The organism is Rhodopseudomonas sp. BR0M22, assembly GCF_010907035.1.
Taxonomy (GTDB): domain Bacteria; phylum Pseudomonadota; class Alphaproteobacteria; order Rhizobiales; family Xanthobacteraceae; genus Rhodopseudomonas.
This window is the reverse complement of sequence record NZ_QUMK01000025.1, coordinates 25,663-38,304: the sequence shown is the minus strand read 5'-3', so window position 1 is coordinate 38,304 and position 12,642 is coordinate 25,663. Positions and strand designations below refer to the sequence as shown.

General features: G+C 64.3%; 10 protein-coding genes. 6 read left to right on the top strand and 4 right to left on the bottom strand.

The window, feature by feature from the left end:
* Window positions 1-41 precede the first annotated feature (41 nt).
* Window positions 42-2,225: a TonB-dependent receptor gene (locus DY468_RS10375; protein ID WP_164604736.1), complete on the bottom strand. Its 2,184-nt coding sequence runs from the start codon at window positions 2,223-2,225 to the stop codon at window positions 42-44.
* A 630-nt stretch (window positions 2,226-2,855) separates the two neighbouring features.
* Between DY468_RS10375 and DY468_RS10370 the strand changes: the two genes are divergently transcribed.
* From DY468_RS10370 to DY468_RS10345, 6 genes are all read left to right on the top strand, one after another.
* Complete coding sequence (locus DY468_RS10370; protein ID WP_164604735.1) at window positions 2,856-3,359, top strand: SAM-dependent methyltransferase; 504 nt, start codon at window positions 2,856-2,858, stop codon at window positions 3,357-3,359.
* Window positions 3,356-4,405, top strand: coding sequence for an iron ABC transporter substrate-binding protein (locus DY468_RS10365; protein ID WP_164604734.1), 1,050 nt, complete (start codon window positions 3,356-3,358; stop codon window positions 4,403-4,405). The genes DY468_RS10370 and DY468_RS10365 overlap by 4 nt, the downstream gene beginning before the upstream one ends.
* On the top strand, window positions 4,356-5,429 hold the full coding sequence (locus DY468_RS10360; protein ID WP_502706220.1) for a FecCD family ABC transporter permease: 1,074 nt from the start codon (window positions 4,356-4,358) through the stop codon (window positions 5,427-5,429). Before DY468_RS10365 ends, DY468_RS10360 begins: the two co-directional genes overlap by 50 nt.
* Window positions 5,426-6,214: an ABC transporter ATP-binding protein gene (locus DY468_RS10355; RefSeq protein ID WP_164604733.1), complete on the top strand. Its 789-nt coding sequence runs from the start codon at window positions 5,426-5,428 to the stop codon at window positions 6,212-6,214. The genes DY468_RS10360 and DY468_RS10355 overlap by 4 nt, the downstream gene beginning before the upstream one ends.
* Before the next feature lie 23 nt (window positions 6,215-6,237).
* Window positions 6,238-6,774, top strand: a complete 537-nt coding sequence (locus DY468_RS10350) for a DUF2478 domain-containing protein (RefSeq protein WP_164604732.1) — start codon at window positions 6,238-6,240, stop codon at window positions 6,772-6,774.
* A 116-nt stretch (window positions 6,775-6,890) separates the two neighbouring features.
* Window positions 6,891-7,682: a TOBE domain-containing protein gene (locus DY468_RS10345; RefSeq protein ID WP_164604731.1), complete on the top strand. Its 792-nt coding sequence runs from the start codon at window positions 6,891-6,893 to the stop codon at window positions 7,680-7,682.
* Between the two features lie 52 nt (window positions 7,683-7,734).
* Here DY468_RS10345 and torA read toward each other — a convergent pair whose 3' ends face one another.
* From torA to DY468_RS10330, 3 genes are read right to left on the bottom strand one after another with little or no spacing between them, the layout of a single operon-like run.
* Window positions 7,735-10,206 carry a trimethylamine-N-oxide reductase TorA gene (gene torA, locus DY468_RS10340; protein WP_164604730.1) on the bottom strand — a complete coding sequence of 824 codons (2,472 nt, stop codon included), beginning with the start codon at window positions 10,204-10,206 and terminating at the stop codon, window positions 7,735-7,737.
* Window positions 10,196-10,870, bottom strand: a complete 675-nt coding sequence (locus tag DY468_RS10335) for a TorD/DmsD family molecular chaperone (protein ID WP_164604729.1) — start codon at window positions 10,868-10,870, stop codon at window positions 10,196-10,198. Before DY468_RS10335 ends, torA begins: the two co-directional genes overlap by 11 nt.
* Window positions 10,867-12,492, bottom strand: coding sequence for a c-type cytochrome (locus tag DY468_RS10330; RefSeq protein ID WP_164604728.1), 1,626 nt, complete (start codon window positions 12,490-12,492; stop codon window positions 10,867-10,869). The genes DY468_RS10335 and DY468_RS10330 overlap by 4 nt, the downstream gene beginning before the upstream one ends.
* Window positions 12,493-12,642 lie beyond the last annotated feature (150 nt).

The window sequence follows — 12,642 nt, the reverse complement described above, 5'->3', positions numbered from 1 at the left end:
CGCAGGCCCCGCCGGAGCAGGGCCTGCTTGCGTTCACACGGTCAGAAGGTGCCCTTGAAGCCGACGTAAAACGTGCGGCCGGGCTCCGGATAACCCCAGGCGAGCTGGTAATCCCTGTCGAAGATGTTCTTCACGCCGCCCGACACGGTGAAATTCTCGCGCACCTTGTAATCAGCGGCGAAGTTGGCCAGCACATAGGCGCCGGTCTTGACGTAGCTGGAGACCGATTTGTTGCTGATGACCTCCGTCTTCTGCGACCAGCGTTCGTCCGCGTAGGTCACGTTCGGCGTCAGAGTCAGTCCTTCGACCGGGCTGTAGCTCGCATAGAGCATGCCCTTCACGGTCGGAATGCCGGTCTGCTGGATCGACGGGTCGATCGGATTGGTGAGCGTGTTGTGAATGTAGGAAATGTTGCCGCCCGCAATCAGTGTTGGGGTGAAGGCGTAATCGACGGCGAAATCGACGCCGTAGCGGTAGCCGTCGCCGACGTTCTGGTATTGCGTGATCGCCGAGACCTTGCCGGAGATCGGGTCGGTGTAGCTCCGGCCGGTGGCGACCGACTGCATCATGTTCTCGACCGTGGCGTAATAGCCGAGGATCGAAATCTGGCTCTTCGGCGCGAATGCGTTGGTCCAGCCGATCTGGTAGTTGATGGCGCGCTCCGGCGCCAGGCCGGGATTCGAGGCGCCGGTGCCGAACCGTGAGCTGAACCGTTCGAACAGCGTCGGGAAGCGGGTGCGGTCGGAGATGTTCGCAAATACCTTGGCGGTCTCCGAATAGCGCCAGACCGCCGCGGTCTGCCAATTCAGCGCCGAGGAATCGCTCAGCGGGTAATTGATCCAGTACGGCTGGTAGTAAACCGACTTGCTGACTTGCCCGAGCACATACTCCTCGGCCTTACTGATGTGGCGCCAATCGTAACTGATGCCCTGCACCCAGTCGATCTGGGGTCCGAAATGGACGGTGTTCTCGGTCGCGACCGAATAAGTGTCTTCGGTCGAGGTCTGGGCCGGTTCGTCGAAGCAATTGAAGTTGGCCGTCTTGGTGGTGGCGCAGGTCTTGCTTTTCGGTGTCGTCGTGCCGTTCAGGCCGTAGCTGTCGGTATAGAGTTCGTTCCACTCGGAGTGATTGTCGCGCCGCACATGGGTGGCGAATTTCAGCGTGTCGAGTTGGCCGAAATCCTTGCCGACCTCGATCGTGTTGCCGATCGCCCAGTCCTGATAGATCGAGCGGGACGCGCTGCTCGAATAGCGCAGCGTCTGCGCGGCGTCGTCCCACATGTCGATCGCGTTGTCGAACGTCTCCCAGAAGGTTCGCGTCTTGACGTAGGCGTCGTCGCCGATCGCCGTTTTGGTCGCCGCGGACAGGATCTGCACGTTCCAATACGGCCACGACCAGTATTTCTGCGACGACGTCGGCTCGACGTTGTAGGGCGCGCCCTTCCGGCCGTTCTGGCGGATGAAGTTGATCGAGTATTCGTCCTCCGGATTCGGCGTCCATCCGGCTTTCAGGTTGACGCTCCAGTCGTTCGACGACGAAAAGTCGCGCCGCCCGCCGTCTTCGTTCACGGTCGGCGTGAAGCTCGACGGCAGCTCCCAGCCGTCGATCTTCTGCCAGCTCGCGCTCGCCTGGAAGTAATAGTCGTTCTGCCGGCCGCCGACCCGGCCGTAATTGCGGAAGCCGTCGAACCGGCCGCCGTTGCCGAACTCGGCTTGCGAGCGCCATTCGCCTTCGATCGGCCGCACCGGCTTCTTCGTCACCAGGTTGATGGCGCCGCCGAGGCCGCCCGGACCGTCGAGCACCGAGACGTAGCCCTTGGCGATCTGAATCTCGGAGATGTCGTCGGTGAGGAAGCGCGAGAAATCGATCCGGTTGTCGGCGGGAAGATAAATGCGCACGCCGTCGATCGACAGCGGCACCTGCAGCCGGTCGAAGCCGTGAATATAGATGTTGGTCTCGTTGCGCTGGCTGCCGGTGGTGCCTGCGGCCACGCCCGGAACGAGGTCGATCGCCCGGTCGAGCGTGTGTTTGTCGAAACGCTCGGTCTGCTGGTTGGAGACCGTGCTGCCGCCGAAGTTGTTGAACTCCGACGAGTTGGCGCCTGCCGCGGTCACATGAATCGTCCCCAATTCATAGACGCCTTCGTTGCCCGCTCGTGCCGCGTCGACTGACGTCATCGTCGCCGCGCTCGCGAGCAGGATGCTCAGCTGGCTCACTCGTTTCATTCTTGCCCCCTGTGAACGACGCCCCTTTGCGTCGGAAAACGAGAAGCGCCGCGGTCCTTGGTCGGCCGCCGGCGATACTGGTGTCGTGATGTCGGTGCTCCGGCCGATCCGATCGAGCGTCGCGCGATCGAGACGCGACGATTCCGCGGCAAACGCGTCATCGTGCTGGGTTGTCGGGGCGAAGAGACCGATCTGGAGCGTCGCCGGATCCCCGCGTGCCGAGCGACAGGTCGCTCCCGTGGCCGGCAGAAATTCTGGGAAAGCCATCACGATGTCACAATCGTATAAACCATTTACATACAATATCTGCGCTGGCCGCTTTGCGGACCGCAATGGGCAAAATCGGTCAGTTCGCGCGCAAGTGCCTGGACGTTAAGCAATTCGGTAATTGGGTGTGCCGAAACGGCCGGAAGCGGGTATTTTTGGTGCCATACGTTGCATTTCTGCAACTATGTCGGGGGCGATCGCGTGATCGCGAGCTGGCGTCGCTAGCGAAGGATGGGCGTGTGACCGTCGGCCGTCCCCGCTAGTCGAAGGTCGAGCTTGTTTCTTTTATATACATATAACTGATTATGCTCTTACCTTCGTCGAGACCTCTCGATGGGCAGCAAAGGGCATGTGAGCCGAGACATGGGCGCGACCGACGACATCCGAGCTGGCGAACTCGCCTCAGATTGGTCGGGAAGCCCCGACGCCGGCGTGGTCTTCATCGGCCGCATTCACACGCCGTGGAACAGGCTGGAGGAGTGCCCCCGCCACGGCCGTGCCGATGGTCCGGTTTGTCGAATCGAGGTGTTCGAGACCTGGCTGCCGGCTCTCGCCGGCATCGACGACGGCACATTGCTCGAAGTGTTCTATTGGCTGCATCGGTCGCGGCGCGATCTGCTGCTGCAATGTCCGCGCAATGACGGTGACGCGCGCGGCACGTTTTCGATCCGCTCGCCGCTGCGGCCGAATCCGATCGGCACCTCGATCGCCCGTGTCGACCGCCGCGACGGCGCCAATTTGTTCGTGCGCGGACTCGATTGTCTGGACGGCACGCCGCTGGTCGATCTGAAGCCGGACCGCGCCGAATTCATGCCGCTGGCGCCGCCGAAGCCGGGCGACTTCCAGGTCGGCGAGCCGCGGCGATGATCGGACCTGCCCGACGTCTGGGGGGCCTGCTTGCGCTCACGATGTTGATCTTTGCCGCATGCGCGCCTGACGCGCATGCGCGCACCGTGACGGACTCCGTGGGCCGCCGCGTCGAGGTTTCCGACACCATTACCCGCGTGTTCGCTGCGGGGCCGCCCGCGGGGATCTTTCTCTATGTGGTCGCGCCCGAAAAGATGATCGGCTGGGGCCGCGCGCCACGCGACATCGACAAGCCGTTCCTGCTGCCGATGGTCCGCGATGTTCCCGAACTCGGCCGGCTGACCGGGCGCGGCGATACCATCAGCGCCGAGCGATTGATGGCCGCGAAGCCGGATCTCATCATCGATCTCGGATCGGTCAACGAGACCTATCGCTCGATTGCCGACCGCATTCAGGCGCAGACCGGGATTCCCTACGTCCTGATCGACGGTCGCTTCGAAAACACGCCCGCTGCGATCCGGCTGCTCGCGCAGATCCTCGGGGTGAGCGCGCGCGGTGAGGAGTTAGCCAAAGCCAGCGAGGCGATCTTCGCCGAAGTCGACCGTGTGGTTGCGACTGTGCCCGAAGCGTCGCGTCCGCGCATTTATCTCGCGCGCGGCAATGACGGCTTCGAAACGGGATCGCGTGGCTCGATCAATACCGAGATCATCGAGCGGGTCGGCGCCGTCAATGTCGTCGAAGGCATCCGCGAGGCTGGCGGGCTCGCGCGCGTGTCGCCCGAGCATGTGATCGGCTGGGCGCCGGATACGATCATCACGATCGATCCCGCCGTGCGGGATCTGATCATGAGCCGTCCCGAGTGGCAGCCGGTCCCGGCGGTTCGGAACAAGCGGGTATTTCTGCTGCCGAACCAGCCGTTCGGCACGATCGACCTGCCGCCTTCGCTCAACCGGCTGATCGGTCTGCCGCTGCTGCTGCACGCGCTCTATCCGGCGCAGGCAACGTTCGATCTGAAGACCGAACTGCGCGACTTCTATCGTCTGTTCTATCAGGTCGATGTGCAGGACGCCGATCTCGACAGGCTCCTCGAAGGGCTTCGTCGCTGAGGTGCCGATCCTGCGCGTCACGCCGGTCGTCGCCGGCCTTGCCATGCTGCTGCTGGTCGTCGTGGTGATCGCCGCCGGGATCGGGCCGTATCGCATTGCGCCGGGCGACGTTGTTGCGGCGATCATGGCGAGGATCGGGGGTGGCCACATCGACCAGCAGATCGCGGCGGTGCTGTTTCAGGTGCGGCTGCCGCGCATTGCCGCGGCGATCTGCGTCGGCGCAGCGTTGTCGGCCGCCGGCGCGGCTTATCAAAGTCTGTTCCGCAATCCGCTGGTGTCTCCGGACATCCTCGGCGTTTCGCAGGGCGCGGGCTTCGGCGCCGTCATCGGCATTCTGTTCGGGCTGCCGGTGGTGATGATCGAAGCGCTCGGCTTCGTGAGCGGATCGCTGACGGTGATCCTGGTCGTGACGCTGGCGTGGTCGCTGCGACAGCGCGGCGATATCCTGATGCTGGTGCTGTCCGGCATCGTCGTCGGCGCGCTCGCGGCCGCGGCGATTTCGCTGGTGAAGATCGTCGCCGACCCTTACGCGCAACTGCCGATGATCACCTATTGGCTGCTCGGCAGCCTGGCCAGCATCCGGCCCGACGACATCGCAGTCGTCGCGCCGACGGTCGCGGTCGGCATGATCCCGCTGTTCCTGCTGCGCTGGCGCATCAGCGTGCTGTCCTGCGGCGACGACGACGCGCGTGCACTCGGCGTCGATGTCCGCCGCACCCGGCAGATCGTCATCGTCGCGGCGACGTTGATCACCGCGAGCGTCGTCGCGATCTCCGGCATCATCGGCTGGGTCGGCCTGATGGTGCCACATCTCGCCCGGCTCCTGGTCGGGCCGCGCTTCGACCGGTTGCTGCCGGTGTCGATTCTGATCGGCGCGGCCTTCATGGTGGTGGTCGACACCATCGCCCGCACCGCCGCAACGATCGAGATTCCGATCGGCGTGCTGACCGCCCTGGTGGGCGGCGGTCTGTTCGTCTGGCTGATGACGCGGCGGGGATCTCGTTCGCTGTGGAGGCGCGAGTGACCAAACGCCTCGTGCTCCACGGCGTCGCGATCGGCTATGACGGCCAGCCGCTCGCCGAAGGAATCGACCTTGCTCTGTCGGGCAGCAGCATCACTTGCCTGATGGGGCCGAACGGTGTCGGCAAGACCACGCTGTTCAAGACCGTGCTGGGGATTCTGCCACCGCTGCGCGGCCGGATCGTCATCGGCGGTCACGATATCTCGACGCTCCGCCCGGAGCAGATCGCGCGCCGCATCGCGCATGTTCCGCAAGCCTACCAGGGCGATCCCACCCATACCGTGCTTGATATCGTGGTGATGGGCCGAACCGCGCGGCTCGGTCTGTTCGCGTCGCCCGGCCGCGACGATTATGCTGCGGCCTGGCGCGCCCTGGAGGCGCTTGGTATCGCTGACATCGCCGACCGATCCGCCGACCGCATCTCCGGCGGTCAGCGGCAATTGATGCTGATCGCCCGCGCCCTGACGCAGGATACCGAACTGATCATCATGGACGAGCCCACCGCCAGTCTGGATCTCGGCAACCGCTTCGGCTTGCTCGACCAGATTCGGGCGCTGTCGGCGCGCGGCCTGTCGCTGCTGGTGTCGACCCACGAACCCGAGCACGCGTTTGCGATCGCCGATCGTGTTATGATTCTCGGCCACGAGCAGCGCGTCGAGGTCGGGCCGGTCGACGAGGTTCTGACCGCGGAACGGCTGCGCAAGCTGTATGGCCTCGACCTCGCGATCGAGACGACCGCGATGGGACGGCGCGTCGTCACGCGATGCGATCAGCCGCCGCCCCGGTAACTCAGCTCAAGGAGACCCGACCAATGGCCCCGCTTCCTCTCGCCGTGATGGTCTACCAGGCCGGCGATTCGCTCGAGCAGATTTTGGCCGCCGCGCGCGATCGCCTTGTCGAGTTGCCGGACGTTCGTATCGCCGGGCTGGTGCCGCGGCTCGGACCGCGCCACTCCAACGGCCGCGCCTCGCTTTGGCTCGACGATATCGCTCGCGGCGATTCGGTCGCGTTGTCTCTGGATCTCGGATCGGGTTCGACCTCGTGCATCCTGAGCGCGGATGGCCTCGCGGCCGCGCGGGTGCGTCTGGCCGAAGCGATCGCCGGCCGGCCCGACCTGGTGTTCTTCGGCCGATTCGCCAAGGAAGAGATCGCCGGGCGCGGCATCCGCGAAGAGATTGGACTGGCCCTCGCGCAAGACGTTCCGGCACTGGTTGCTGTGGAGCGCAGCATGCTGCCGGGCTGGATCGCGTTCGCGGCCGAAGACTGGACGATGCTACCTGCCACTGCCGACGCTGTCGTTGCCTGGTTCATCGCACTCGCCGCACAGCGCCAGTCCGCCGCCGCCTGATTGCGATGCCGGTGATGCGATCGGCATGACTGGCTTTGGCTCTGTCCCCCGTGCGCTTTCGTATCGAGACCGGATCGCCTAGGTTAGCCGGCGGCTAGCGACCCGTGGCACGAGCGATGACAAACAACAAGATCGACGCATATCTGGTGTTGCGGAGCGGCGGGCGTCTTCTGGCCGGCCGCGACCGCATCCACCTGCTCGAGGCCGTCGCCGAACACGGCAGCATCAGCAAGGCCGCCAAAGCGATGGGCCTGAGCTACAAAACCGCCTGGGAAGCCGTCGACGCCATCAACAATCTGCTGCCGACGCCCGCGTTCCTGACGCGGACGAGCGGCCGCGTCGGCGGCGCTGCAGACATCACCCCGGAGGGGCGGCGGCTGATCACCGTCTTCCACCGGCTCGAAGAACATCTGACGAAGATCTCGACGCTGATCGCCGAAGAAGGGTTGGAGGAAATCGGCGACGCGCTGCTGTGGGCGAGCGGCTTCAAGGTCTCGGCACGCAACAAGTTCATCGTCGAGGTCGTCAACGTCCGGCGCTGGCCGGTCGATGTCGAAGTCGAGCTCAAAGTGTCCGACGACCACACCATCCATGCGACGATCACCAACGCCGCCGCCGAACAGCTCGATCTCGCCCCCGGCCGCAAGGCGCTCGCGTTGATCAAGGCGCCGTTCGTGCGCCTCGTCGCACCCGATGAAGCGTCGAGGCTGCGCCGCAATGTGTTTCGCGGCATCGTCAAGCGCAGGGTCGACGCCGAAGTCCACTCGGAAGTGAACCTCGACATCGGCGGCGGCAAGACCATCGTTGCGGTGGTCCCGCGCCAAGATGCCGAAGATCTCGGAATCGTGGAGAACGGCGAGGCGGCCGTCACCTTCGAAGCCGATCACGTCATCATCGCGGTGCACTGAGCGGGCGCCTGTCAGCGCCCACCCGCGTTCCGCATCTGCCCCCAGCGTGGCGTCAGGCTGGTTGCGAGAACACCGTCACGGCCGGAACGGGGCCGGTGTATCGCTCGACCTGCGCCACGCCGGTCTGGCCGCAATTGCCCTGCGCCAGTCGCGACGTCGCGACGCCTGTCGTGAGAGCGTTGACGTCGCCATATCGGCACAGGCTACCGATCTCGCGCGGATTGACTGGGTCGAACCAGCCACCCTCGTTGATGCGGATGACACCGGGACGAATGTCGTCGGTGATCTTCAGGCCCGCCAGAATCTGGCCGCGGTCGTTGAAGACGCGGACCACGTCCCCGTCGGACAGCCCGCGAGCCTTCGCGTCTTGCGGATGCATCCAGCACGGCTCACGATCGGCCACCGCATAGCTGCGCCGGTTCGAGGTGCCGCAAAGCTGGGAATGCAGCCGCATCTGAGGATGGTTGGACGCGATGTGCAGCGGGTATCGCGTCGTCGGCCCATCGAGCCGTTCGATCGGCTCCATCCAGGTCGCGTGCGGAGGACAATCGTCGTAGCCGTATTTCTCGATCGCCGTGGAGTACAACTCGAACTTGCCCGATGCGGTGCCGAGCGCATTCAGAAGCGGATCGGCGCGGAAATCGGCATGACGCACGAAGTTCACCTGCTCGTCGCTGAGCGGGAATTCGAGCGGTTTGTTGCTCTCCCAGAACACGTCGAACACCGGCAATTCCATGCCCTTGGCGCGTGCTTCGACCTTGGCGGCCTCGTAGATGCCGCGGATCCAGTCCATCTCGCTGAGGCCTTTGGTGAACTCGAAGCCTTTGCCGAGCTTGGCGGCGATCGCAGCGAAGATGTCGAAGTCGTTGCGCGACTCGAACATCGGCTCGACGATCTTCTTCATCGGCACGATGTGGCTCAATGCGTAGTCGCCGACCTGCTCGATGTCGTTGCGCTCGTAGCTGGTGGTCGCCGGAAGCACGATATCGGCGTGCCGCGCCGACGCCGTCCATTGGAAGTCGTGGACGATGAAGGTGTCGAGCTGCCGCCAAGCCCGCAGCATCTCGTTGCGGTCCTGCTGATGCGAAAACGGATTCCCGCCGGCCCAATAAGCGAGCTTGATCAGCGGGAGTTTGATGTCGTGCCCGTTGAACTGCATGGTCTTGCCGGGATTGAGCAAGGTCTCGACCAGCCGGGACACCGGGATGGAGACTCCGCCGCTCTGGGCGAGCCACGCCGCGCCGTCGACCTTCTGTCCCGAAGCATCGTCGATCGCCTTGAGAATCGGCGTCGTATGCGTCGGCGCGCCGCCGGACGCGTAGTGATAGCTCAGGCCGTAGCCGCCTCCCGGCAGGCCGATCTGCCCGAGCATCGCCGCCAGGGTGATCAGCATCCAGTGAATCTGTTCGCCGTGATGCTGGCGCTGCGTCGAGTAGCCCAGCGCCAACATTGTTCTGTTGGACGCGAAACGACGTGCAAGATCTTGAATTTGGGATGCCGGCAGCCCGCAGATCCGAGACGCCCATTCGGCGGTCTTCGGGGTGTTGTCGCTCTCACCCAGCAGGTACGGCAGGAATTTGTCGAAGCCGGTCGCGTAGCGCGCCAGGAACTCCGCATCGTGCAGCTTCTCGACGTAGAGCGTGTGGGCGATCCCGAGCATCAGCGCCACATCGGTCTGCGGCCGCGGCGAGATCCATTCGCCGTTCAATTCCTTGCAGGTTTCCGTCCGGATCGGGTCGATACAGATGACCTTGGTGCCCGCGGCCTTCAGGGCCTGGACGCCGGGGAAAGCGCCGTGATCGGCGACCTGCCAGGAAATCTGCGAGTTGTTGAGGGGATTGCAGCCCCAGAACACCATCAGCTTGCAGTTCTCGGCCAGATTCTTCCAGGTCGTGCACTGCTCGTAGACTTCGATCGAGCCGGAGACGTAGGGCAGAATGACCTGGGCAGCGCCGGTCGAGTAGTCGCCCGCACTGTTGGTGAAGCTGCCGGTCAGGTTCATCATGCGCCGCAGCAGCGTCTGGCAATTGTGGATCTTGCCGGGGCTCTTCCAGCCGTAGGAGCCGGCGAACACGGCCTGCTGCCCGTACTTTTCGCGCACCCGGGTGATCTCGCCAGCGATGAGTTCGATGGCCTTGTCCCAGCTCACGCGCACGAAATCGCCGCTGCCGCGGCCATCCGGATCGGCGCCCGGACCATCCTTGAGCCAGGCGCGCCGCACCATCGGATAGCGGATGCGGGATTCCGAATAGATCGAATCCATCACGCCGGGAAGCTGCGGCGAAGGCGCCGGATCGCCTTCCCAGGGCACGAACGCCGTGGCTCGCCCGTCTTCCACCTTGCCGTAGAACACGCCCCAATGGCAGCCCGACAGGATCTGCCGGGTCTTGCCTTGCGCCTCGGCGCCGCGACCGAACAGACCGAGGCCGGACAAGCCGAGGGCCGTCGCAGCTGACCCCTTGAGAAAATCCCGCTTGGACAAAGACAGGCTGCGTGCAGCCTTTGACGGCGTATTATTGCTCATAACCTGCCCTTTCATAGTCCCTGGCATTGTTCTGCTCGTGGCCTGTTTCGCTGCACAGGCCTTCGCCGATGCGGTCGAGCAACGGCATCAGGAGGCGCGCCAGATTTCCGTAGTAGTTCGTTCCATCCGCCCGAATGAGCGCTTCGCCGAAGCGGGGTACCCAGCCGCGCATGTCGCTCAGCAGGATGGATGCGACATCCTCGCGCTGCTGTCGCAGCGCTTCGGCGAGCACGGCGAGACAGATACCGAGATGATCCGGCATCTCCGTGCATGTGCTGTCGAGGTGGATGTCGAGATCGCGCATCAGACGCTTGATGCGGGTCACGGCGGGACCGCCGAGCCGATCGGTTCCGTCCCAGACGCTCGCATAAGGGAGAACGCAGCGCTGGCGAAACATGCCCTCGAACAGCGCCACATGCCGGCGCTGCAGCGTTTCGGCGACGGTCTCGCTCGAATCCGCATTCATGATCTGACAGATCGTGTCGGCGGCCTGTTGCTGATTCAGCGACGCTCCGATCTCGCGCAGGGCGATCTGGCCCCGAAGGCTGCGGATCGACCGGACCTGATCGTCGTCCGGTGGAGCGAGAAACTGCTTCGCCAGCCACTCGCACGCCAGAATCATGTCGGCGCCGTCGGGGTCGAAAGAGCACATCTGGTTGCTCAATGCTTCGTCCCCCCGCTCGCCTCGTTCAGATCCTTGGAATGGTTCTGAAGGTAGGCCAGGATCAGCCGGTATTGATCGTCACTGAAGGACGTGAAGCGCTTCATCGCCTTCAGCGTGCCGATCCATTGGTTTGCCGTGAAGTGAGTCTTCTGCGGCAGGACGTGGCAGGCCGAGCACGACTTCTGGAAGGTCGTCGCGCTGTAGCTCCACAGTGCCTGGCGGTCCGTATTGAGGTTCTTCTCGTCGCTCCAGAACGTGACCTGAACCGGCAGCCACGACTGACCCGTCTCGGTGTCCTTTTCGACGGTGCCGCGCTCGACGGCGGCGACGGCCTCCTTGTCGAGGACCGCCACCATGATCCGGTGGCCCTTGGCCTGGTAGATGATCGAAGGCACGTCGGCCATCTGCCAGCCCTTCACGGTGAGCTGAACCTTGGCGCCGACACGTTGTCCGACCTTCGCATGCGCGCCGCCGAGCAGCTTGCCCTGCTCCGGCGCGGCGCTGCCGGCGCCGTCTTGAGACATCCACACCGACTTGGTCCCGGCGACCCATACGTCTGCGCCTTGCACGATCGCGGTTTCGGGCGAAACCGGCAGCGAGGGCGCGACCCGCACGGCGTTCTTCAGCATCACCACCTTGTCGGTGCGGTTCGGCTCCGGCACTCCGGGCGCGGGCTTGTCGACCGCCGGGACGTGCTTCAAGTAGAGCGCCATCGCTTCCAGATCCTCGCGGGGAAGCTGTGAGGTGTTCTTGATCACTTCGGCCATGTCGCCGGCGGCGGTGCGGCCGATCGGATTCACCCCTGTGGCCAGATAGTTCGCGATTGCCGCGGGCGACCAGAAGCCGATGCCGGTTTCGTCGGGCGTAATGTTCGGAAAGTAGTCGACGCCGTCGGGCGCGGGGCCGCCGGAATAGCGCTTGTCGGCGATGACGTTGCCCATGATGCCGCGGGGCGAATGGCATTCTGCGCAATGCCCGGCGCCTTCCACGAGGTATTCGCCGCGCTTGAACTTCGCGACATCGACGCCTGCGGGGACGGGCACTTCCTTGCGGACGCCGTCGAGGAACAGAAGTCGCCAGGCGCCCACGCCACGGCGGATGTTATAGGGGAATTTCAGCTCGTGGTCGGACACGACGTTGCGGATCGGCTGAAGCGTTTTGAGATACGCGAACAAATCCCGGACATCGTTCCCCTTCAGTCTCTGATAGGAGGTGTAGGGGAATGCCGGATAGAGGTTCTTGCCGTCCGGCCAGACTTGGTCCGGTCCGACGCCCTCGCGCAATGCGCGGTCGAACTCGGCGAGCGTCCATCCACCCAGACCGGTCTCGCGGTCGGGCGAAATGTTCGGCATGTGAAACACACCGAATTGGGTCTGAAGTGTCCCGCCGCCTCCGAGCTTCGTGTCGTCTTCCTGACCCGGCGTCATGTGACAGGTCGCGCAATCCGATGCAACGAACACCTTCCGGCCGTTGGCGAGATCCGCCCCTGCGAGATCGATCGCCTCGCGCGACGGATGGGTGGCAGACCATGTCCAGGGAGAGGTCAAAACCGCGAAGCCGACCGAACCAAGGAGCAAACAGGTCCCAGCCAGGAGATAGAGCTTTTTGTGGCGCAGTCGCATGTGCTTGCCTCCTGGCATTGGAAAGCGTCCAGTGGATCAGGATTATCCTAGTAGGGTGGCGGTCGGGTTGGGCTCTCGTGTTGTGAGGGGGATGTAAATGGCTTGTAAACAGCCGGGGCGACGACCGATGTCGTGGGCCCGCTCGTGCGC

Excerpts from the sequence above, each read along its gene's own strand:
- DY468_RS10375 (WP_164604736.1), bottom strand. The coding sequence starts at position 2,225 with ATGAAACGAGTGAGCCAGCTGAGCATCCTGCTCGCGAGCGCGGCGACG.
- DY468_RS10330 (WP_164604728.1), bottom strand. The coding sequence starts at position 12,492 with ATGCGACTGCGCCACAAAAAGCTCTATCTCCTGGCTGGGACCTGTTTG.
- DY468_RS10370 (WP_164604735.1), top strand. The coding sequence starts at position 2,856 with ATGGGCGCGACCGACGACATCCGAGCTGGCGAACTCGCCTCAGATTGG.
- torA (WP_164604730.1), bottom strand. The coding sequence starts at position 10,206 with ATGAGCAATAATACGCCGTCAAAGGCTGCACGCAGCCTGTCTTTGTCC.
- DY468_RS10350 (WP_164604732.1), top strand. The coding sequence starts at position 6,238 with ATGGCCCCGCTTCCTCTCGCCGTGATGGTCTACCAGGCCGGCGATTCG.
- DY468_RS10365 (WP_164604734.1), top strand. The coding sequence starts at position 3,356 with ATGATCGGACCTGCCCGACGTCTGGGGGGCCTGCTTGCGCTCACGATG.
- DY468_RS10345 (WP_164604731.1), top strand. The coding sequence starts at position 6,891 with ATGACAAACAACAAGATCGACGCATATCTGGTGTTGCGGAGCGGCGGG.
- DY468_RS10360 (WP_502706220.1), top strand. The coding sequence starts at position 4,356 with ATGTGCAGGACGCCGATCTCGACAGGCTCCTCGAAGGGCTTCGTCGCT.